General features: G+C 42.6%; 21 protein-coding genes and 3 pseudogenes. 7 read left to right on the top strand and 17 right to left on the bottom strand.

The window, feature by feature from the left end; translation table 11 throughout:
• Positions 1-6: 6 nt before the first annotated feature.
• The 3 genes and pseudogenes from ACFVQB_RS06115 to ACFVQB_RS06105 all read right to left on the bottom strand — a co-directional run bounded on the left by ACFVQB_RS06115 (position 7) and on the right by ACFVQB_RS06105 (position 3,094).
• Positions 7-1,009 (bottom strand): annotated as a pseudogene (locus ACFVQB_RS06115) (NADP-dependent oxidoreductase).
• 67 nt (positions 1,010-1,076) lie between these two features.
• On the bottom strand, positions 1,077-2,405 hold the full coding sequence (locus tag ACFVQB_RS06110; RefSeq protein WP_379435578.1) for a sensor histidine kinase: 1,329 nt from the start codon (positions 2,403-2,405) through the stop codon (positions 1,077-1,079).
• A gap of 1 nt (position 2,406) precedes the next feature.
• Positions 2,407-3,094 (bottom strand): annotated as a pseudogene (locus ACFVQB_RS06105) (response regulator transcription factor).
• Between the two features lie 185 nt (positions 3,095-3,279).
• Here ACFVQB_RS06105 and ACFVQB_RS06100 point away from each other — a divergent pair.
• Both ACFVQB_RS06100 and ACFVQB_RS06095 read left to right on the top strand, forming a co-directional pair.
• Positions 3,280-4,314 (top strand): DJ-1/PfpI family protein, encoded by a 1,035-nt coding sequence (locus ACFVQB_RS06100; protein ID WP_379435575.1) that lies wholly within the window; start codon positions 3,280-3,282, stop codon positions 4,312-4,314.
• Between the two features lie 49 nt (positions 4,315-4,363).
• Positions 4,364-5,005, top strand: coding sequence for a DUF2306 domain-containing protein (locus tag ACFVQB_RS06095; RefSeq protein WP_379435572.1), 642 nt, complete (start codon positions 4,364-4,366; stop codon positions 5,003-5,005).
• A 40-nt stretch (positions 5,006-5,045) separates the two neighbouring features.
• Here the strand turns inward: ACFVQB_RS06095 and ACFVQB_RS06090 are convergent, their stop codons facing one another.
• The 4 genes and pseudogenes from ACFVQB_RS06090 to ACFVQB_RS06075 form a co-directional block, all read right to left on the bottom strand.
• Positions 5,046-5,171, bottom strand: coding sequence for a hypothetical protein (locus ACFVQB_RS06090; protein ID WP_379435569.1), 126 nt, complete (start codon positions 5,169-5,171; stop codon positions 5,046-5,048).
• Between the two features lie 82 nt (positions 5,172-5,253).
• Positions 5,254-5,520: pseudogene (locus ACFVQB_RS06085) on the bottom strand (hypothetical protein); the annotation flags it as partial.
• 192 nt (positions 5,521-5,712) lie between these two features.
• Positions 5,713-6,045, bottom strand: coding sequence for a chaperone CsaA (csaA, locus tag ACFVQB_RS06080; RefSeq protein WP_379435566.1), 333 nt, complete (start codon positions 6,043-6,045; stop codon positions 5,713-5,715).
• 55 nt (positions 6,046-6,100) lie between these two features.
• Positions 6,101-7,003 (bottom strand): DMT family transporter, encoded by a 903-nt coding sequence (locus tag ACFVQB_RS06075; RefSeq protein ID WP_379435563.1) that lies wholly within the window; start codon positions 7,001-7,003, stop codon positions 6,101-6,103.
• Positions 7,004-7,164: 161 nt separating this feature from the next.
• Here ACFVQB_RS06075 and ACFVQB_RS06070 point away from each other — a divergent pair, with 161 nt between their 5' ends.
• On the top strand, positions 7,165-8,070 hold the full coding sequence (locus ACFVQB_RS06070; RefSeq protein WP_379435561.1) for an AraC family transcriptional regulator: 906 nt from the start codon (positions 7,165-7,167) through the stop codon (positions 8,068-8,070).
• 286 nt (positions 8,071-8,356) lie between these two features.
• Here the strand turns inward: ACFVQB_RS06070 and ACFVQB_RS06065 are convergent, their stop codons facing one another.
• Entirely contained in the window at positions 8,357-8,899 is a 543-nt protein-coding gene (locus ACFVQB_RS06065; protein ID WP_379435558.1) for a TetR/AcrR family transcriptional regulator, read from the bottom strand.
• A 151-nt stretch (positions 8,900-9,050) separates the two neighbouring features.
• On the opposite strand from ACFVQB_RS06065, the gene ACFVQB_RS06060 reads away from it, so the two are divergent.
• Positions 9,051-9,725, top strand: coding sequence for an SDR family NAD(P)-dependent oxidoreductase (locus tag ACFVQB_RS06060; RefSeq protein ID WP_379435555.1), 675 nt, complete (start codon positions 9,051-9,053; stop codon positions 9,723-9,725).
• Between the two features lie 116 nt (positions 9,726-9,841).
• On the opposite strand, the gene ACFVQB_RS06055 is transcribed toward ACFVQB_RS06060, so the two are convergent.
• The 6 genes from ACFVQB_RS06055 to ACFVQB_RS06030 form a co-directional block, all read right to left on the bottom strand.
• Complete coding sequence (locus ACFVQB_RS06055) at positions 9,842-11,197, bottom strand: DJ-1/PfpI family protein (RefSeq protein ID WP_379435553.1); 1,356 nt, start codon at positions 11,195-11,197, stop codon at positions 9,842-9,844.
• Between the two features lie 176 nt (positions 11,198-11,373).
• Positions 11,374-12,369 (bottom strand): aldo/keto reductase, encoded by a 996-nt coding sequence (locus ACFVQB_RS06050; RefSeq protein ID WP_379435551.1) that lies wholly within the window; start codon positions 12,367-12,369, stop codon positions 11,374-11,376.
• Positions 12,370-12,484: 115 nt separating this feature from the next.
• Positions 12,485-13,408: a helix-turn-helix domain-containing protein gene (locus ACFVQB_RS06045; protein ID WP_379435548.1), complete on the bottom strand. Its 924-nt coding sequence runs from the start codon at positions 13,406-13,408 to the stop codon at positions 12,485-12,487.
• Positions 13,409-13,603: 195 nt separating this feature from the next.
• Positions 13,604-14,605, bottom strand: a complete 1,002-nt coding sequence (locus ACFVQB_RS06040) for a LacI family DNA-binding transcriptional regulator (RefSeq protein WP_379435545.1) — start codon at positions 14,603-14,605, stop codon at positions 13,604-13,606.
• Between the two features lie 128 nt (positions 14,606-14,733).
• Positions 14,734-15,720 carry a Gfo/Idh/MocA family protein gene (locus ACFVQB_RS06035; protein ID WP_379435542.1) on the bottom strand — a complete coding sequence of 329 codons (987 nt, stop codon included), beginning with the start codon at positions 15,718-15,720 and terminating at the stop codon, positions 14,734-14,736.
• Position 15,721: 1 nt separating this feature from the next.
• A complete protein-coding gene (locus tag ACFVQB_RS06030) occupies positions 15,722-16,741 on the bottom strand; it encodes a Gfo/Idh/MocA family oxidoreductase (protein ID WP_379435539.1) in 1,020 nt (339 codons plus the stop codon).
• A gap of 180 nt (positions 16,742-16,921) precedes the next feature.
• Here ACFVQB_RS06030 and ACFVQB_RS06025 point away from each other — a divergent pair, with 180 nt between their 5' ends.
• The 3 genes from ACFVQB_RS06025 (at position 16,922) to ACFVQB_RS06015 (ending at position 19,837) form a co-directional block, all read left to right on the top strand.
• Positions 16,922-17,773, top strand: coding sequence for a MurR/RpiR family transcriptional regulator (locus ACFVQB_RS06025; protein ID WP_379435537.1), 852 nt, complete (start codon positions 16,922-16,924; stop codon positions 17,771-17,773).
• A 133-nt stretch (positions 17,774-17,906) separates the two neighbouring features.
• Positions 17,907-18,539, top strand: a complete 633-nt coding sequence (locus tag ACFVQB_RS06020) for a TetR/AcrR family transcriptional regulator (protein WP_379435535.1) — start codon at positions 17,907-17,909, stop codon at positions 18,537-18,539.
• A 17-nt stretch (positions 18,540-18,556) separates the two neighbouring features.
• Positions 18,557-19,837 carry an MFS transporter gene (locus tag ACFVQB_RS06015; protein ID WP_379435531.1) on the top strand — a complete coding sequence of 427 codons (1,281 nt, stop codon included), beginning with the start codon at positions 18,557-18,559 and terminating at the stop codon, positions 19,835-19,837.
• Positions 19,838-19,904: 67 nt separating this feature from the next.
• Here the strand turns inward: ACFVQB_RS06015 and ACFVQB_RS06010 are convergent, their stop codons facing one another.
• The 3 genes from ACFVQB_RS06010 to ACFVQB_RS06000 are packed head-to-tail and all read right to left on the bottom strand — an operon-like array spanning position 19,905 to position 22,110.
• Entirely contained in the window at positions 19,905-21,119 is a 1,215-nt protein-coding gene (locus ACFVQB_RS06010) for a sugar efflux transporter (protein WP_379435529.1), read from the bottom strand.
• A gap of 38 nt (positions 21,120-21,157) precedes the next feature.
• Positions 21,158-21,433, bottom strand: coding sequence for an SDR family oxidoreductase (locus tag ACFVQB_RS06005; protein ID WP_379435527.1), 276 nt, complete (start codon positions 21,431-21,433; stop codon positions 21,158-21,160).
• Between the two features lie 14 nt (positions 21,434-21,447).
• The gene (locus ACFVQB_RS06000; RefSeq protein ID WP_379435524.1) at positions 21,448-22,110 is read right to left on the bottom strand and encodes an aldo/keto reductase; all 663 of its coding nucleotides are present in this window, start codon (positions 22,108-22,110) and stop codon (positions 21,448-21,450) included.
• Positions 22,111-22,295: the final 185 nt, after the last annotated feature.

Below are 22,295 nucleotides of genomic sequence, written 5' to 3'. Positions count from 1 at the left end.
GAACCCTTACTTCATTTTAACGATGACCTTTCCTTTGGCACTTCCACTTTCAAGATAATGAAACGCTTGCCCGACATCTTTGAAACCATAAACCTTATCAATAACCGGTTTAATGAGACCTTCCTCCAAGTAACCCTTTATTCGCTCTAATTGCATCCCGCTTGGTTTCATAAAGAGGAAATGATATCTTGCTTGGTTTTTCTTCTCAAGAGTTGTAATCTTATGGCTCACAATCGATAGCAGTGCTGTTTTTAACCAGCCCAAGTTGGCTTCTCTCCCGAATCTCGCGTTTGGCAAGCCGGAAATGGATACTATTTTTCCATTGGGCTTAAGTACTTGAAAGGATTTTTCCAGCACCTCACCTCCTATCGTGTCATACACCGCATCATATCCCGACAGCATTTCTTCAAAATTTTCATTGCGATAATTGATGATGCGGTCCGCACCAAGGGATTGGACTAATGCATAACCTCTATCGCTGGCAGTAGTAGCAACATAAGCACCCATTAATTTGGCCAACTGAATGGCGAACGTGCCAACCCCTCCTGATCCTGCGTGAATTAATATTTTTTGGCCTTTTTGAAGGTTCAAAATATCGTAAAAAGCTTGATATGTCGTAAGTCCCACCAGTGGTATGGATGCTGCTTCTTCAAAGTTTAAGTTTTGGGGCTTCAAAGATATGTCTTCTTCATGGACAGCAATGTATTTCAGCCAAAGTCCCGATTCGGTCTTTACGAGGCCTGCCGTATACCTCATCTCCAGGATGATAAGCGTTCACCTTACTACCCACCTTGACCACAACACCGGAAAAATCATTTCCTAGGATTAATGGCATCTTGTAACTCAGCAGAAGCTTTACCTTACCCTCTTTTATTTTAAAATCAATCGGATTTAAACTTGCTGCGTGGATTTCTACCAATACATCATGATCTCCGATTTGAGGAGTAGGCATTTCTTTCCGTATCAAAGGAACATTCTTCCCGTATTTCTCAATTACCATGGCTTGCATTTAAATCACTCCAGTGCGTTTAAAAGTTTAAACATATAAACACATTATATCTAACCCGTTGAACAAATCAAGCATTATATCGAGGTAGCCATCCTGTCAGAACTGCCCCACCGTCAGAATAATTGCTTACAACAAGTTCTCCTCCATGTTGCTTCATCATTCGTTGTGAGATCGTTAATCCTAATCCACTGCCCCCAGTGGCACGACTTCGAGACACTTCCCCACGATATAGGGGTTCAAAAACGCGCTCTAGTTCTTCGGACGAGAACCCTGGTCCGGTATCGTGTATCGTGAACCTGATTTTATTACCTTCTTTGCAGCATTGGACCTTTATTTCGCCACCAGAAGGCGTGTATCTAACGGCATTTTCCAACACATTGTTTATCGCACGCTCCAATACATGTGAATCTCCGCTAATGAAACAACCGTCTGTTAATTGCTTTAAGATAGAAATATGTTTCTGGTCAGCTAGCGGGCTCAAACTGTCAATCGACTTTTGAAGGATGTGCGTGAAATCCAGCGTTTTGGTGTTAAGTTTACTTTCCATGTACTCCATTTTTGTATAAGTGAACAGGTCCTCAACCAATCGATCCAATTGGGCGGATTTCTCTTTACATACGGCGATATACCGGGTGACCTTCTGCGGTGACTGTGCGATGCCTTGTTCCAATCCATCCAAATAACCACGCAGAGCAAACAACGGTGTGCGTAAATCATGTGCAACGGCAGCGATGACAAATCTGCGTTCTTCCTCCAGCTCCACTTGTTTCCGGTGGGATTGCTCGAGTCCTTTTACCATAACATCGAATCCGTCCCGGACTTCGGCAATTTCCGTGATTCTGGATTTAGGTAACTGCACTTCCCAATGACCAGCTGCAATTTGTCTAGCTGCCTTGCTCATTTTCTCAAGCGGTTTAAGAAGGAACCTTCTCATTTCAACTCCAACCACAAAGAAAGCAAGCAGCAGCCCGAAAAATGCCGCAAGCATTGGAACTCCATTGGATTTAGGAAGATAAAGAACCACCCTTCCCAGTAATTGTCCATCTTTTATGACAGAGAACTGTTCAGTAGACGATAATCTACTGTGGTGCTTTTGGCTGGAACGATAAATTTCCGAATTGGACGCAGATTCAATCACCACATCCATCTTTGCTTTGCTCAACTCGGTGTGAAGTTCGTTTTGCCAAACGGTATTCGCCCATTTATCCGTACCAACTTCAATCATGTGGATCATCTCGCTGAGATGCCTTTGCAGCGTTTCATTTTGCTGTTGGCTTGTAGAGATGCTAAACGTCTGAGTGTCCATAAAGTGAGCTGTGACAAAGAAGATCCACGGCAACGTAAGCAAGAAGAATAAGCAAAGCATAGTAAATGTACGAATGCGAAGTTTTCTCATGTTATGCTCCCTCAAAGCGATATCCTACTCCCCATACGTTGATGAGGAATTGTGGATGGTTTGGATCGGATTCAATTTTTTCGCCGAAGCCGGCTAAGATGGACCCGAATGGTATGCCTGTCACCCACGCCCCCCCAAAACTTTGCAAGTAATTGTTCATAGGAGAAAACATGTCTCGGATGCTCAGCAAATAATCGCAACAACTCATATTCTTTAGGCGTAAGCTCAACTTTTCCCCCTTCGACCAGGACTTCTCTTGCGGTCAGATTCAACTGGATGCGGCCGTAATCCAAGACCTTGCCCTCCATGGGCTGCCTGGAAGTGGTGCGCCGCAAAACGGCTTTCACTCTGGCAACAATTTCCACGGGCGAAGCCGTTTTGACAATATAATCATCGCCGCCGAGCGTCAGGCCTCGGATCTTATCCACATCATCACTGCGAGCACTCAAGAAAAGGATTGGAACATTGCTTTCCCCTCGAATTTGACGGCATAACTCAAATCCGTTTTGTCCCGGCATCATGATGTCCAGAACAATGCAATCTATAGAATGCTGTTGAAGTATGGTCCACGCTTGTTCCGTATCACAAGCAGTTTTTACGTGAAAATGGTCATTCTCTAGAAAGTCCCTTAATAGCTCGACGATACTCTGGTCATCATCTACAACAAGTATCGTATGATATTTACTCATGATTATCCCACCTCTGGCATCTAGTTTATCATTTTTTCTTCTATTACCAAGGCGAGGCTATATTTTGTGATGAATTGTTTATTGTTTTGTGACCTTTCTACGACTTCCTTTGAGATATTCGTTTGTTATGATATATCACAAGCTAAAAGATCTTTAGACCAAATAAAATTGAGGGGGATTTATTAATGTTAACTGTTCAAATCGTCTTATTTGACGGTTTCGACCTACTGGATGCTATTGCACCTTACGAAGTATTTTGCGCGGCTTCCATGCATACCGACAACGCACTAAGGGTAGAACTGGTCACTGCTGAAGGGCCAAGATCTGTGACTAGCGGTATGAATGGTTTGACCATTGAAGCGAACGACACACTGGACACGGAACGTGGGGGTATAATACTTGTGCCAGGCGCAGCCGGCGATGTTGAAGGAGATGGTCCAGACTCGATTCCAGCTATTCTGGGCAAAGCCATGAATACGGAATTGACCACTAAGATCAAGGCAGCTCTCGAACACAAAGACATCGTAATCGCTACGGTGTGCGGTGGTTCCCTTTTGTTAGCCATGGGAGGAGTCCTGGAAGGCAGACATGCGGTAACACATCGTTTGGGTATGGATTTACTTGGTGCAACCGGGGCAATTCCAGTTCCGGCACGCGTAGTGGATGATGGTAATTTGGTTACTGGTGGCGGTGTGACCTCGGAACTCGATGTTGCGCTGTATCTGGTCGAACGTGAACTGGGACCACGTATTGCACACGAGATAGAGCAGTTGTTTGAGTATGAGCGAAGAGGAACCGTTTGGAGAGCGAAAGGCATTGTACCCAGCACTCACAATTCGTTAACGGACAACGAACCAAGCATTGTAATGAATCAATCGACAGTAACCTCTGACATATTGCATAACGAGAAAACTCAGACATCCGTCTTTGACGGCAATTGGGACACAACAATCGCTACACCTGTTGGTAAACTGGAGGTCAAGCTCTATATAAAGACAAGTACCGATGTGATCCAGGGCACGGCCACACAAGGTGATGAAACAATCGCTTTTTTGAACCCTGTACTCTGCGACAATAGGTTGACCTGGACCCTGCCGATTACCAAACCTATGCGTTTGAATCTGAAATTCGAAGTTACCGTGGATGGAGATCAGATGAGCGGAATCGCTAAGGCTGGCCTTCTTCCTGCTTCCAAATTAACAGGAAAACGAATAAACTAGCCTTGCTGTCTATGTGCACAAAAAGGAGTCTCGGGGGTTGTAGGTGGATATGAAGAAACGAGGAACACTATACGGATGGCTAGCCTGCGTCAGTATTTTATTTATTGTGTACGCTTTAGTGAAGAACTATTGGATAGACCCAGAAGCCTCAGGCTTTTTAAGCCATAAGACAGGTTTGAAGCGTGAGCTTCATCTTCCGATCTGGCTGAATGTCATGTATGTTCATGTTGCGTTTGCATGTTTGGCCATGGCGTCTGGATTGCTCAACTTCTCTAATCGGATTTTTGAAAAGAGCCGCAGGTTCCACCGTATAAACGGTTATGTTTATATTGTGTCCGTAGTGCTTGTTGTACTGACTTCCGGTTATATGGCCCCTTACGCTACTGGAGGGAAAATAAGCAGTATCGGTTTCAATGCGCTTAATATCATCTGGCTATTCATTACGATTACCGCTCTCATTCAGATTAAACAGAAACGAATGATCCAACACCGGAACTGGATGATTCGAAGTTATGCCTTTTGCTTCACGAACATGTTGATTCACCTCATCACTTCCCTTTTTCATCTGGGATTCGGGTTGGTTTATGCTACAAGCTACACTATAAGTATTTATGGATCTATTACCTTGCTGCTAGCTATTCCAGAATTCATTATCAGAATGAACTTCAAATTGAAAACAGCCCCCGAATAATCTTTCGGAGGCTGTTCTGCAATCGTGTTCCTTCTCCACTTCACTTCGTCAGGCTTGCCTTGATCTCATTCCAAATCGGATTGTCTGCTGTACCGCGTGCAGGCTGATCTCCAATGGCATCCCAATACTTCCAGTTGGGCTTCTCACTGCCTAATTCATAGTCCATCCCATCCCACGTATCTTCGTGAAAGGCATAGAAAAGCCCAATGCCACCCGTATTCATTAAATATAGATATCAGATCCGCCATGTAGCTATCTGCACCTTGAACCATTCGGCTCGTTCCGAATTCCGAAGCTATAATCCGGTTATCCGGCTTATCGTTAAACAAAAAATCTCGATCCTTACTCCACTTATCGGGCGCAAGCCGTACAAACTCTATGCCCTGTTCCTTGGCTGCTTCATAGTTGTCAGGAAGAGATGTGGAGTTCATAAAATTGGTCCCTTTTCGCTGTTCATTCCAGTAGCTCATTTTCTCCGAAGGAACAGCCTGCTTCTCCTCCTGACTGCTGTTCATCCCTGAAATCTCCAATGGCTTTGGAGAAGCTGAGTTAGAACTGCATCCAGCTAGTGCAACCAATATGGCCGCCGAGAGTAAGACATTTTTTCCGATGGGCCAACTCGATTTGGTTGATATTTTCTTCATGGTCAATCACCTCGATAGCCATCTTACCCGTTGTCTGTTACGCCAATATGACAATATGATCAATTATCCAATCGGTGTTCCGTCAGGCAGCTCGATATCTGGTTTTAACAGAACGACATCCCCTTTTTCGGGTATTCCTCCCAGAACCAATACTTCTGATTTAAACCCGGCTATCCGGCGCGGTGGAAAGTTGACTACCCCTATGACTTGTTGTCCAACCAGTTTCTCGGCTGCATATCTTTTGGTAATTTGTGCACTAGACTTTTTTATTCCAATTTCTTGTCCAAAATCAATCTCAAGTTTGATCGCAGGCACTTTCGCTTCTGCAAAAAACTCAGCTTTTTTAACGGTTCCGATGCGAATATCCAGTTTCAAAAAATCATCAATGGTAGCCATATATATTCTCCTCTTCTACTTGTTTTATGGTTAGAATAGTTGTTATAAGTTCACATCAAGTTCGAACTTCAGAAACGGCGTAACGCCAGGATTTTGCCCAAAAAAACACCCCCATGCCGAGTACAGTCATCATCCCACCTATAAACTGAAACAGAGAGATGGTTTCTCCCAGAAATACAAAGGCGAGTATGATCGCAAGAACAGGCTCTCCAATAATGCCTACTGAAACCGTCGTTGCGCCTAAAGATTTCAATAATAGATTAATAAGAAATTGTCCAAAAATGGTTGGGATTATGGCAAGCAACAAGAAATACATCCAATCTGAAGTGTTATATCCGGTCAGGGAGATATGATTGAATAGACTGTAGATAAGCAATACACTTCCCGCAAGGAAGAAAACAATAACGCTGTACACATTTGCATCGATTTTGTGACTGACCTTTTGTCCAGCAAGCATATATGCCGAAACCGCGATTGTACCTAGTAAAGATAATCCATCCCCAACCAACGCCTCTCTAGATACCCCGATGTCACCCCATGCGATAATAACTGATCCTGCAAGCGCTGTGACCAGACATAGAATCGTAACCATGTTTGCTCGTTCCTTGAAGATGAAGTATGACCCCATCATTACAAATAAAGGCTGCAACGATAAAATGACCATTGAACTTGCAACGGAGGTATGCACCAATGACTCCATCCAGAATAAGAAATGCAACCCGAGAAAGAGCCCCGCTAACAACACAACACTCCAATCTTTTTTGCTCATCTTAAGGTTTCGAAGACTTTTCCAAGGTACAAAAGGAAGCATTAGTATTACGGTTATGAACAATCTGTACATCCCAGCTACAGAGGTTGGCGTCTCTGATGACTTTATCAATATGGAAGAAATTGAGATTGACAAAATGCTGATAAAAAGCAAAAGGTACGGATGAGGCGAATACAACGATTTATTCATTTTCATACTTACTCCTTCAATATGTTCTATCCAAATTCTGTGCACAGGATTATAGTGATAAAACAAAGATTGGATATAATAATATCATCGTTAATATTTTAATTGTGTAATAATATCGCTATATTATATATAAATATCACCATTTGAAAGGACGCATTTAAATGTCAAAGCAGCTTCACGAGACGATTCTTTTCCCTGATGCTTCATTCCCATACATTATGTACACAGCTAATTCCGAGAAAATTATTCCTGAAGGTAGAGGATTTAATGACTTGCATTGGCACGAAGAACTACAGATTACTTTGGTTACTCAAGGAAGGTTGGTTATACAGGTAAACGGTGTTGATCATGAGTTAATGGCGGGTCAAGCTATCCTAATTAATAAGGGAGTCTTGCATGTTACAACGCATCTGACTCACAACGGTCAATATGTGAGTTTTAATTTCCCTGAAAAGCTGTTAGCCTTCTACGCAGATAGTGCCATGGAGAAAAATTATGTTTTACCTTATACAGACTCTTCCCTGGTGTCGCTGGTAATCAAGGGTGATGTAGAATGGCAACAGATTGTGCTAGATATGTTATGGGATATGAAAAAGAGATTTGACATGACAAAAAAGTGGGGTTGGGAATATGAGGTTTCTATCAAGACAGTACAATTGTGGTTAATTTTAATTCATAATATTACGCTTTCCTCCGAGGAGGCGCCCAAATATGTAAAGCTTCAGCAAGAGCGCCTTCAACTCATGCTCAGCTTTATCCATCAACAATATTCAACGAATATCACACTGCAAGAAATTGCTGATACAGCACATCTGAGCATCTCGGAGTGCACCCGGAGTTTTAAGAAGACCATTCATATGACACCGTATGATTACTTAATTAAATACCGCATCAAGAAAAGTATGGAGTTATTAATTTCAACCGATTATACAGTAACCGAAATAGCTCATAGAGTTGGTTTTAACCATGTAAATAACTTCATTCAGTCTTTCAAAAAACATCAGAACCGAACACCTAAGGATTTTCGAAATTCGAGTAACGAGATCAAAAGTCAAAGAAATCATTAGTCTGATGCAATGACGTCACTTCTCTTTTAACAGGAAAATGCAGGCACACGCAGCAAAGGCAAGTCCAACGCTCGTAGCGCTTGAAATGGAAAAAGCTCTTACATAATCCCCCAAGGCATTGCCTGTCCATTGATGGGTATAGCTTTCCTTTCCTTCCCTTCCCACTCACAATAGATATCACCATTAAGACAATAACTTATCTCAAATAACGGACAAGCCTCCTGAATACGAAGCTTCATATCCTGGACTTAGGTTACATCGGTTATAACAATTTCCATACCACTTCTTATATCCATTTAGAAATTCTCTGCGCTACTTCCTCTTTGCTAAATTCAATATTTCCCGAAGCCCATAGATAGCCAGCTTCATGAATGATTTGTGCATAGATAGGGATATATAAATCCTTCTCCATGTCTGTAAATTGATTATCTATGCTTTTGAACAAATACAGCTTCAACTCATTTATTATTTTTTCTTTTAATTGAGGTATGACTAATCCGATATTGCTTTGGCGGCATTTAAATTTGGGTTGCTGGTAAAAATCACAGACCGCTAAAATGAGTTGATTTATGCTTTCCTGATCAAATTTATAAGCCCCCGATGTTTGTCTCTCAATCGCCATGGTCGCGGAATCACCCATAATGTAATCCAACAGGTCATATTTGTCATTGAAATGTGCGTAAAAAGTTGCCCGATTCACTTTTGCTTCCTGAGTCAAATCTGCAATTGTGATCTTTTCAAAATCTTTAGTACTTACGAAATAAAAAAAAGCATCTATTAGAGATTGTTTCGTTTGGGTTGTTCGCATATCTCTTACTTTGGTTCCCACTGCATCCCCTCCTAAGCCGATAAAATGGTGAATTCTGTTGCTATAGCAACATTCTGAACCACATTGTTGGTTGATCCGTTTGAATAATGGATTTAAGCTATTAAAACAACACGTGTTGATATATATACCACAAAAAAGGAGTTTATCAAAGATGAAAACTATTGCAATTATTGGTGCTGGGCCTGGATTGGGTTTGTCCCTGGCTAAAACATTTGGTGAAAACGGGTTTAAGGTTGCTGTCATTTCACGTAACGCCGAGAAACTTGAAATGATCGTATCTGAACTTCAAAAGTTAACTATTGAAGCCAAGTCATATGTAGCGGATATCACAGATTTGTCTGCCTTAAGGGAAGTCTTACAAGCGGTTAAACAAGATTTTGGTCAAATTGATGTACTTGAATTTAGTCCGTATGCAGGCCCTGAAGTATTCAGACATGTGTTAGAAACAACACCTGAGAACGTATTGGAACCTGTGAATAGCTATTTACTGCCAGCGGTACTTTCCGTGAATGAAGTATTACCCGACATGTTGAGTAAAGGTTCAGGAGCCATTCTTTTCACAACAGGCATATCTGCAATGATCTCTTATCCCCCTCTGGGGAACATGGGTATCGTCATGACAGGTGTTCGTAATTATGCGACAAACCTGCATAACGAATTGAAGGAAAAAGGAATATATGTTGGCCATCTCTCTGTTGGCACTTTGATTCAAGCTGGGACTGATGGTGATCCGGATCTTATCGCGGAAGCATGGTATAGCCTTTATACGAAAAAGGAGACATTTGAAGAGACATTCCCCTATGAACTGAATCCAACTATATTTTAAAGAAATAATAAAAAAAGAGATTAGGTGGTTCATGATTAGCCACCTAGTCTCTTTTCCATTGACCTGATTAGTCTTATTCTCTTCTTCGTTTAGAAGAACATCTTTATTTGATCCAATTACGATTTCTTTTTCTTGCGGATGAAACGCAAATCAATGAACAGAACGATAAGAAAAGTCAGTCCGCCGAGCAACACAGGTATGAGAAAGGCTTCCAAGGAAAAGGCGTTGCCCTTCAGGTTAAGGTGGTCGGTCGCGCGATACTCAAGACGCTTGGCAGCAAATTTCGCGGTTTGGATGTCCTCTTGTTCAGCCAGATCTTCGAAAGCAGGTTCCATTGCAAATCGTTCCGAAGCATCACCATGCAGGAACAATAGTTCCGAACTATTACCCCTGTGTTTCCAATTATTGATATCCTCAGTAGCGACAGACTTCGCATTTGCACCGACAATAATCATTTTCTCCAGCTTCGGCACGTTTTCAATCTGATACCGCCCCACGATGTTCAGTCCATGTTTCGTTACAATGGGTTCATTTTTGTTGGAAACGGTTAGTGTCCTTGTTGTACCGGAAGCACCATACGTATCAAAAGCAGATGACAAATCCAATTCATCTGCTCCGTTATACAGCAACACCCCTGCCTTCACCTTTTTCCATTGAAAAGCATTATTCATTATGTACGTAATATCGCTCAACTTGGTCTTAAACGGCTCCATATGCGGGTTTAAGACATATTCAAAAGATGGATAGTTCATCTGCTCCGATACCTTCTTCGCAGCCGAATCGCCCAATTGATCCGAGATTACACGAAGTGTCGCATCAATACCGGAAGTCAGACCGGCAGAGGATATGATCGAGCCTTGTTGAACATAGCGCTGATCCTTCAGCCATTGGACTCCGGGATATTTCTTGATGAGACGGTTAACGTCTCCCCAGTGTGTTGCGGCAGACTTGCCATCCAGCAAACCGGTATCAGCCAGGTTTTCCGCTCCGTTGCAAATGGAGAGTAATGTTGTGTTAACACTTGAGTGCTTCTGAATCCATTCACGTACAGGTGCGTACTGATTTTCGTCCAACATTGGCATAAATGGAATGACAATGATGTCCGGACTTTTTCCGAGCAGCATATCCATCTCATCAAAAGAATAATGCGGGATAACATCAAGTCCGCCGGTTAGAGATTTGATTTTCCGTTCGGGGGCTACGCCGTACACATTGTAAGCTTCCGTCATGGCAAACATCTCGTACGGAACAAGAAAATCGAACACCTCGGTAACCTCGTTTGCCAACAGCACAGCCACTGTCGGTTTACTGGCGTCATATTCCGGCACTTGTACATTTTTCAATTCAGGAGCGGATTTATCGTAAATCGACATTCCTGAATTCATCGTGCTGATGAACCCGATTGTTCCTCCCCCGACCACCACAATAACTACAATGATCAGATAAATCATGAAACGTAATACAGATTTCATTTTGGATTCTCCTTCTGGTTATAAATGATTACCAACGGAATTATAACAATCCAAAGTGAACTTATCGTCTGTCTGTGGTCGGTTAGAGGAACTCGACTAACGTCGGGGGTTACTACTGGACTCCAAGCTATTTACTTTGTAGTAAACTTATCAATCAACTCATCTTCAGCATGTTGCTATGACTTAAATCCAACATTAAGTCCATATACCGGATGAGGAACATACGGCTCTTCCAAGCAAGCTATTTCTTCTGAAGTTAATGCAATCGAGAGAGCTTCAGCTGCATTTTCGAGATGGGATGTCTTCGTAGCGCCAATAATCGGAGCCGTAACTGGATCTTTGTGCAGCAACCAGGCAAGAGCGATTTGTACCCGGGGAACGCCGCGTTTTTCGGCGATTTCTGCAACCTGCTCTACTACCAATCGATCGGTGCTGGCTGTTGCATCGTATTTTGCCTTTTGAACCTGATCCGTCTCGGAACGCTGTGTTGTTTCCTGCCAATCTCTGGTCAACCGGCCAGAAGCAAGTGGACTGTAAGGAATTACACCGATTTTCTCTTCCTGACAAAGAGGCATCATTTCTCTTTCCTCTTCACGGTAGATCAGGTTATAGTGGTTTTGCATCGATACAAAACGGGTCCATCCATTTTTCTCGGCGACATATAAAGCCTTTTGGAATTGCCATGCTGACATGGCAGAAGCACCAATATATCTTGCCTTCCCTGCCTTCACCACATCATGTAATGCTTTCATGGTCTCTTCAATGGGGGTATGGTTGTCCCAGCGGTGAATTTGATACAGATCCACATAGTCGGTTCCCAGTCTCTTGAGGCTTTTGTCAATCTCACTCATAATTGCCTTTCGAGAAAGTCCAGCGCCATTCGGACCATCATGCATGCGGGAAAACACTTTGGTGGCAAGGACAATTTCATCTCGATTGGCGTAGTCCTTGAGAGCGCGCCCCAGAATCTCCTCACTTGTTCCGCCTGCATATACATTTGCTGTATCAAAGAAATTAATGCCTAACTCCAAGGCTTTCTGAATAACGGGACGACTATTCTCTTCATCCAATACCCATTGATGAAACCCACGTCCTGGTTCACCAAATCCCATGCAGCCAAGACAAAGTCGAGATACATCCATGCCGGTATTTCCTAATTTCACATATTCCATTGGTTAATCCTCCTCAGACTTTTTGGTGCGACAGCGTCGTACCGCATGAGACAAGAATAACAAGAAAATAGCTGCGTTTCTTTGCTGCTAAGCTCATTGGATTTGTTTATTTAGCTCAATTGTGATGCCCCCTATTTGTCTTTTCCTCGCTTCGCTTGCATTGCTGTCTAAACTCCGACGGCGGGAGCCCGAACTGAAGCTTAAACACTTTGGAAAAATGGGCAACATTTTCGAAACCTGTTGAGAAACAGACGTCGGTGACGGACAGAGACGTCTCGGCCAACAGTTTCTTGGCTTTATCTAGCCTCTGATTACGAATCCACTTCAGGGGTGAAGTATGGTATAGGGTCTGAAAATCCCTTTTGAAGGTAGACAGACTTCTGCCGGATAAATAAGCCAGATCACTTATGGAGATGGGATTCGTGATATTCTCCTCCATTATTTTGCCGAAGTTACTGTTTTTATCATGATTGGGTTGCAGAAGTTGATGTAAGAAATGATCATTGGCCTGCGCCAGATGAAACAGGAGTTCCATGAATTTGAGGCGTATCAGTCCGTCTTGTACCTCATCTGGATTTTCGAAATAGGGTTTCAATGACGCTATATAAGAGCGAGTGAGTTCATTGACCTGAATAATGGACACCGGAGTGATTTCATTCACGCTATTTGTCGGTTTGAAGCCAGAAAACTGAACAAACTCCGCAAGCATATTTTCGTTCAGGAAAAACATCATATAATCCAACATAAACTCAGAGCCAGGTTCACCCGACTTTATGTAATCAATGCGAATCGATTTGTGAAGAAACACCATTTCATTACTGCGCACAGTGTACTCTTGATCCTTAAATCGAACCGTATACACGCCCGATATAACGAACAACAACATGTGATCTTTCAGAAAAAAGGAACCTGTTGTCCCCTGTGTATGCAAACAGAATTGAATGACGGATAAACCATTCTGCTTTAAGCTTCCTTGTTTGTCCGGTGCACGTTCCAGCCCTTGTGGTGCTTTGATTATTTTTCCGTTTCTTATGGACATGAACAGTCCCGCCTTTTTAGCTTTTGATAATAGAATAACAGGAAACGGAATTCAATGCATTTTGGATGATGCCCATTTAAATGAGACGATATACCTTTTTACCGTCACTGAAGATCTACGAGGATAATTTCTTATGAAAAGAAAAACAGCCCCGGTGTTTAGGGCTGTTCATTGAAAAAATGTGTATGTTCGCTCTCATCGTTCAGAAAGGATCAGCTGCGAAACAGAGTCACGTTCGACACACTGTATATTAATCCTATAAGTAGGTTCTACAGTCTCTCCTTTTAACATTTGAATTAATACATGTCCAGCAAGGGAGCCGGCATCTGTTTTGGGTTGTCGAAAAGTGGTAAGAGGTGGATTTAAGTATTCGGATACATGTATGTTGTCAAATCCGATAATAGACAGATCTTCGGGTATGGAGACCTGATGTTCTTTAAAAGCCTCTAATCCTCCAATGGCCATTTCATCATTCGCAAAAAAGACTGCTGTTGGAAGTTCTCCTTCCATTAGCAATTTGGCTGCGTTGTAGCCGCCAGTTTTCAGAAATTGTCCGCCTAGTCTCCAATTCTCATTCTCTTCTACCCCAGCTTCATGCATAGCTCTCAGATAACCCTGATATCGCATCAGATTACAATCCGAACTTAAAGGCCCGTTAATATAGGCTATTGCGCGGTGCCCTTTATCCAGAAGGAAGCGGGTCGCCATATAACCACCCTGCTCATCATCCATCAGAACATTTACAACATGCTTTCTATGGAGTTCCCGGTCCATCACGACAATAGGAAATCCCGTGTCGGCGGCCTGCAACAACAATTCATCTTCAATATTTTCAGCGATTACAATCACGCCGTCCAGCCTTCTCTCCCTGATAAAGCGTGCGGCTGTCGATCGCTCTCCGCCTAAGGAACTGCATACGATCAGGTCGTATCCCTGACTTATGGCGCTGGATTCAATCCCACTCACCAAGTCGGAAAAATAGGAAACGGACATGTCATGAACAATAACACCGATAGTTTGTGTGTTTTTTCGCTTTAATTCGGATGCGGCTCCGTGTTTGATGTAATTAAGTTCACTTGCTGCTGAAAGTACTTTCTGTCTTGTGTGCTCACTTACATGTTTTTTGCCGTTGAGTACATAGGATACGGTTGAACTCGCGACACCCGCCAACTTTGCTACATCTTTAATCGTTATCATTAAATACTCCCCAAGAAGACTGTTATTGGTTCACTGGTAAATGAATTTTTATATCATTCACCGCATTTTAACACGCCATCTTGGGAAATGTACAAAAAGAAATAATCATTCTGAGATTTCAGAATGCATTATAGATCAGGTCCAAATACAAGATTTGCGGATCGTTTGGCTTGTTCAATAACCTCCATCACTTTCTCGCTATGCTCAAGCATAGCTGTGACTTTCTCCAGATCTTGCTCGCGGATCATCCGCTCGAATTCAACAAACTCGTCATACATGCGATGAGGATGATCCTTATGATCTACCCGAATCGGCGTTTCCTTATGAAGCGCAAGGTCGAATGATTCACATTTATTCGCGGAGCTCGTCATGTGGATATACCCTTTATTCCCCTGGATGTTCGTTGCATTGGGAGCTGTGCTGTCTTTGGAACCAATGCAAACACACTTGAACTCACCGTAGTCCAAAAGCAACATGCCTGAAGTGTCAATCCCGCGTTCCATGTTTGCCCAATAATCCACCTTCTTCGGGCTCCCGAAAAGCCCCACGACCAGATGAATATTATACAAATTAATATCCATCAACGCTCCACCGGACATTTCCGGATTAAATGCCGGCAGCACTTCTCCAGCCTGAAAAGCCGCATAGCGGGATGAATATTGGGAATAGTTACACTCCACGATTTTGATGTCACCCAGTTTGGGCAGATTCTCCTTCATGGACAAATAGTTCTTCAAATATTGGTTTGTGATGGCTTCGACCAACACCAGCTGTTTTTGCCGTGCAATCTCTTTAAGTTCAAGAAATTCTTGCAGGTTGGAAGTGAACGGCTTCTCACAGATGACATGTTTGCCGCCTAATAATGCTTCTTTGGCATAAGCATAATGAAGATGATTTGGAAGTCCGATATAGATCGTATCCACTTCATCATTTGCAACCATATCGTTATACTCCGAATATATTCGTGCAATATCATGCTGTTCCTGTAGAGACAGCAATTTATCCAGATGACCAGGTCTGGAGCAGATGGCTTCCAACGTAATCGCAGGAATTTCATGAATAAAGCTTAATAGATCCCTTACAATCATTCCGGCTCCGACAATTCCCAGTTTCATATTAGTTACACTCCTCCATACCTTTTTCCAATATTTCCATAACCGCGATCGTTTCTTTGTCGTGAATCACTTTTTCCTTGCCATGGTTGATGGCTTCATAGATATCGTCATACACTCTTGCATAATCGCCCTGTTCAGAAAACACTTTTTCTTCATGATAGATTCCTGCGTCATCCAGATACGTCAGTACGCCATAATGCTGAGGCAAATCCTTACCAAAATCGGGATGTCCTTTGGGAAGGTAAAATAACTTCAGATGTTCCTCTTGACGATCTTCCGTTTGTTTTACGAATACCCCCTTTTTGCCGTATACCACAAAACTCGGGCGGGGCTTTAAGCGGAAAAAGCTCGATTTGACTGATACTTTGAGCGAAGCGTAATAAAAATCCAGATCGAAATAATCATTCATTCTGCCAGGCCCCAGCAATTGACGAACATCGTAATGTATCTTGTCCGGTTGCCCGAAATAGGATAATACCTGATCAATAGTGTGAACACCGTGCCCGTATAAATAACTTTTGTATTTGGAAAAATGGGTGGTAGCATTCGGAATCTCCGGTCGATAATAATCGTAATGCATCTCCACTTCCAGCAAATCGCCAAGCTTTCCTGATTCAATCACTTTCTTGGTCGTCAGAAAATCCGAATCATATCGTCGGTTCTGATAACATTGAATCAAGAGATTTTTTTCTTTGGCGTACTGGAAAATGGATTCGGCTTCTTCTTTGGTCAGCATAAAAGGTTTTTCAACAAGTACATGTTTTCCGTGATCGAGTGCCATTTTTGCATACTCATAATGGGATTCGGTATGTGTACAGACCACGACCAACTGAATGTCATCGTCATTCATTAAAGCTGCAAGATCATCTGTATACAGAACGTCAGGAGCTTTCTCCCATTCTGTTTTTTCAGGATGCCGAGCATATATCGTTTTTACTTTCAAATGATCTCGATTCAATGAAAAAGGAAGATGATAACGATTCGTACTTTTGCCATTGCCAATGTAACCGATGGTTAACATATGAATTCCCCCTTAGGCTCTTTTTCATTTATTATAGAAGAAGAAAATCCTCCGGAGGAGCTTTGGAGAAATTACGGTACATTTGACCAATGTTTTGTATTTTTGATGCCCTCTTTTTAAACAAAATGTTTACTGGACGCTCTACATCAGCGTTATTTCAATGAATTCGGGGTGAACCTGTTGAAAATATTGACCCAATTAGCAGACATGAACAACTTTACACCAAATGAAAAAAGCATTGCTTCTTATATTCTGACTCATAAGGAGCTAATGCTTCAATTTAATATTCAAGAGCTTGCCAAAGCTACATACACGTCACATTCTGCCATCAACCGCTTGACTCATAAGCTTGGACTTTCGGGGTTTAAGGAGTTCAGTATAAAGCTTGCTCGAGAGTTTCAGCAGAATGCTCAGAACATCTCCAATATCGATCCCAATTATCCCTTCGCTCTTGGTGAATCTTCACTACAGGTGGCAAAAGATATTGCTGAACTAATGAAAGAAACGATTGAGAAAAATTTTGCTTTTATGGATGAAGCCTCTCTGACAGAAGCAGCCCATTTACTGGATCAGGCGAAACGAATCTTCATCTATGCGTTGGGGGATTCTCAAATCCGCGCGAAGAGCTTTCAGAATAAACTGATTAAAATCAATAAATACGTCGTGATCACAACAGAGCTATCCGAATGGGCCTACCATACCATAAATCTTACGGATCAGGATTGCGCCATTTTTTTGACCTATCATGAAAAATCGCCCATTTTCCTAAAGGCAGCCCAACATTTCTCGCGTGAAAAAATACCATTTATCACGATTACCGCGAATCATCAAAGTGAGTTGGCCAAAATGAGTACGATTTGTATCCAAGTGCCGAATGACGAAACAAAACACGCAAAGATCGGTACATTTTCATCACAGATTGCCTTTGATTACGTATTAAACGTGATATATTCCTGTATCTTTCAAATTGACTACGCCAAAAACATGCAAATGACTACATATTCGTTGAAGAATTTCAATTTGGATGAATGATATAAAAATGATCAACGCACTTGAAGAATTTTTCTTGCGTTGATTATTTTTTTCTATTGCAAAATGAACCTCGTGTCATTATTATTAAAATGACACGAGGTTCATTTTGTTGAAACGGAAAGGAAGTGGTGCAATGTCACCCAGACTAACAGATACTCAAAAAGAACGGAGAATTCTGCAAATCCTTGAAGCAGCCAAGCGAGTGTTTGCCGAAAAGGGTTATGGCGCAGCGACGTTAAAGGATATCATTCAGGAAACTGGAATGAGTCGGGGCTGGATTTACTTGTATTATCAGACCAAAGAGGATATTTTTGAGGCTTTACTGGATTATCAGGATGCAGATTATGAACAGTATATACATCAGTTAATGGAGTCCTCTTCCTCCATATGGGAAATGGTGACTACGCTGTACTCCCAGCAGTTGCAGGAGCTCCATCGTTCTCCCCATGGCGGATTGATGCCTGCGTTCTATGAGTACTTTCTGGTGGGGTGGCGTGATGTGCCACGTCGTGAGCTGCTTCTTGAACGATATGAAAAGGGAATCACACAATTTGGGGAGTTGCTTCGGATCGGTGTGGAACGTGAAGAATTCTCACCTGCCATGGATGTTATGGATATCTCGAGACTTGCTGCTTCTTTTCATGAGGGCATTATGACCCACTACATCACAATTGGTCCCGAAAAAGCGAACACCCGAATGCAATATGATGCCCTGATGCTTTATTTGAAAAATCTGCTCCATCCAGTATCGATGAAAGAGATGTAGTGTTAGGGGGAGAAGGAATGAAGACGCTTTTTCGTAATCCGACATTCTGTAAGCTGTTCATTGCGGCTTTTGCGTCACAGCTAGGAACCGTGATTGGAAATATGGCATTCGCCTTTTATTTGGTAGACAGATACAGTGAGCGCCCGTCGCTCGCTACGATGGCGGAGCTGATGTACTCATTGCCCACCTTAGCTGTGTTCTGGATCGTCGGTGTCATTGCTGACCGATTCGACCGCAAGCATATTGCTGCCTACAGTGACTGGATCAGGGCAGGACTTACCCTGCTGCTGCTATTATTTGTTCATTATGACATGCTGTTCTTCTGCTTTTTAATGCTCTTTTTACGCAGTTCGATATCCAAATTTTTTGGTCCCGCAGAAATGGGATTGCTGCAAGGCAGCATTGATCAGGACCAATATGTTCAGGCCTCCGGCCTCAATCAGATGATCATGGGAATGTTTATGCTCTTTGGTATGAGCTTGGGCGCAGCGGCCTATCATTTTATCGGCATTAAAGACGCCTTTATCATCGACGGTGTCAGTTTCCTGATCTCAGGTCTTCTTTTAGCTTGGGGAGATTTCCCCGAACGTGCCCGAACTCCCAATGGAAGAACCGCTATTCGGGAACTACGGCTATCACTTCTCTTCAACGATTTTTGGCAGGGGATCCGGTATATTGCCGGAAATCGATTGCTTCTTGTACTGATTAGTGGATTTCTGTTTTTCGGTATTGTAAACGGCGTCTTCTCTGTACTCCCCATCTTTGCCATGAAATACAAGCTAAGCCCCGAAAATTACGTCGTTCATTCTTCGCTCATTACTGTCTTTTTGGGAATTGGCTTTCTGATCGGCAGCATCATCGCTCCTCACTTCATCCGCCGCTTCACCAGAACTCCGATTCTGATATCGGGACTTTTCATTTCCAGCCTGCTTATCGGAGGACTTGGAACAACCATGCGGATTGAAGTCTATCTTTTTCTCATCCTGTTGGCGGGAATCGCCATAGCTCCTATTAACATTGCGCTGGGTAGTTGGATGCCGGAGCTTGTTCCCCCGGAGAATATGGGTCGAGTTAATTCATTGATCGAGCCGATTATGATGCTTGGGCACTCATTGGCTTTGGGAGGTATTGCCCTTGCTTTTCCAGTCTGGTTATCGGTCACTTGGCTGCATTACATGTTGGCATTATGCACGATAGCCGTCAGCTTTTTCTATCTAAAATTCCTGCCCTCCCTTGTCCGCAAGCGCTTGGTTTATGCGCCGGCCGAAAAGACCATGGCAAATGGAAAAGAAGGCTAAACAAGATTCACCTGGGTGAATGCCTGCCTGCCTCTTTCTTTTGATAATGGAAATGGAGGATTAAGAACTACAGGGAGTGTCCTGCTGATGGTTTGACTTTTGAATGAACCCTTGTCGCCCATAGGATCAACAGAGAGAAAATCATGATAACGATACACATCCAGTACACATGACGAAATCCGATGATCTGGGCAAGAATACCACCACCCATATTTCCCACAAGACGACCAATAATGGAGCCATTGTAATAGAGGGTCGTGGACAGACCTGGTGAATGAGGCAACACATCCGAGAAATAGCTTAGTCCATTCCCCATCACAATGGCTACATATATTGCTTGCAGGAGCTGTGCCGCGATAAGCTGCCAGGAATGGGTCGATAGACTTAAGATGGCGTAATAAAAAAGCCCCACAAAACAACCCATAATCAACAAGGTGTGATTTGATATTTTCTTGCCGAGCGATCCTAATACAAGCATGATGGGGATTTCCAAACAAGCCGAGATACTAACGACCAATCCAACATCCATCGGTGTACCCTGAAGCTCATGAACAATAAACAACGGCGTGTTGATAGTATTCATCGCATTTACAGCAAACAGGAAGATAAAAACGAAAAACGGCAGCATAATTTTTTTGTTTTTCAGCGATGAAGTGTGTGCACTTTTTACCTTATCCTTATTTTGCTGGACCAATTTTCGTCTTTGTAAGAAAAAGAACACAAGAAACGCGATGGTAATATAGATAAAAGATGTGCCTAGAAAGAGAGCCTTATATCCAAGTACACCCAAAATGACTGTACCGACAAGTGGTCCAATCAGGAAGCCTAAGGACACAAGTGAACGTAATATAGACATCGCAAACGTTTTATCATTGTTTTGACTTGCTACTGCTGATTCCTGTGCATAGGCGTAGATTTGCGGCATCGCCGGTGCGCCTAATCCACTAAAAAAAGTAATGACAACCAACAGAATAATGAAATGATCAAACACCAAATAGGAAGCGTATCCCAACGCAGATGATAACATTGCCAAAATAATTAACCATTTTCGATCCAAACCGCTATCTGACCGTTTGGCAATAAGCGAGTTGACCAGTACTCCACCTAATGAACTCACGGCCATAAAAACGCCAAAAGTTCCCATACTCATTCCCAAAACTTCTGTGGCATACAAGGATAAATATGGCTGCGTAATTGAAATACCTATACCGACCAGCAGGATGCAAATGATGAATAAACGATATCCTTTTATCTCAAACAGATTTCTAATCCGTGTATACAAATGCTCACCTCCAAGCAGCAGAACGCATTCTTCCTAGATTACCGCTCCTGACTTGTAGGGCGAATGATCATTTCGTTAATTGCCACGTCGGATGGTTGTTCAATGGCAAATGCAATGGAACGAGCAATGCTGTCTGCATCAATGGCCCCTTCATACATTTTTTCAACGACCGGTTTGAAATTCTCATCAGTAATGGATTCGGTTAATTCGGTTGTAACCATTCCTGGGGATATAATGGTTGTTCGGATATTGTTGGCATACTCCTCTTTACGCAAACCCTCAGTATCCAGAGCCAGCTCGGCTAGTTCCTCCATTTGTTCATGCGAAGTTACATCCGTGACTTTATAAATCGCGGATTATAACTGATCACTCCAACACCTTCATCGAGAGCCATTGGAATCAAATCTTCCTCTATCATCCGAAACAACAAGTTGTAGCGTGGCTGGACGCTCGCAATTCGTGTGTAATTTTTTCTGTCTGCAATTCCATTTGCTTTCGCCACTTGCCAGGAACGCCAATTGGATACCCCCAAGTAACGAACTTTACCTTGTTCCACAAGCTGATCAAATGCACGCAGCGTTTCATCCAAGGGTGTACTTGGGTCGAATTGATGAGCTTGATAAAGATCGATATAGTCCGTTTTTAGGCGGCGAAGACTTTCCTCAAAGGCTGTTATGATGTGCTTTCTGCTTAAACCCTTGTCATTAGCGCCAGGTCCCATTGCTCCAAAACACTTTGTAGCCAGAATAACCTTGTCCCGTTTACCCTTCGTCCATTCCCCAATGATCGATTCGGTAGCCCCTGCGATTGCATATGATGCTCTACCAATGGGATATACATCGGCTGTGTCGATGAAGTTCACACCTGCATCAAAAGCCTGGTCAAGAATATGAAATGAAGTATTTTGATCTGCCTGATTACCAAAAGTCATTGTACCCAGACATAGATTCGTTACCTTTAATCCCGTAGTTCCAAGTGAACGATTTTCCATTCTGATTCTCCTCTCTAAAGAAAGTAAGACTGTTGTGGTGTCTCTGTCATCCAATTATGCACCAGATGAATGAATGACCGATAACCAATTCATCGCAAAAGATTGCCTAATCTTCTCAAGACCATTTTTATATGAGATCTTCATGGTTTATAATTGGGCTATTCCGTTGAAGGAGTAAGGAGGAT

The sequence above is a fragment of the Paenibacillus sp. NPDC057886 genome (assembly GCF_042796655.1).
Taxonomy (GTDB): domain Bacteria; phylum Bacillota; class Bacilli; order Paenibacillales; family Paenibacillaceae; genus Paenibacillus.
The sequence above is the reverse complement of the archived record's forward strand: the minus strand, read 5'-3'. Positions and strand labels throughout refer to the sequence as shown.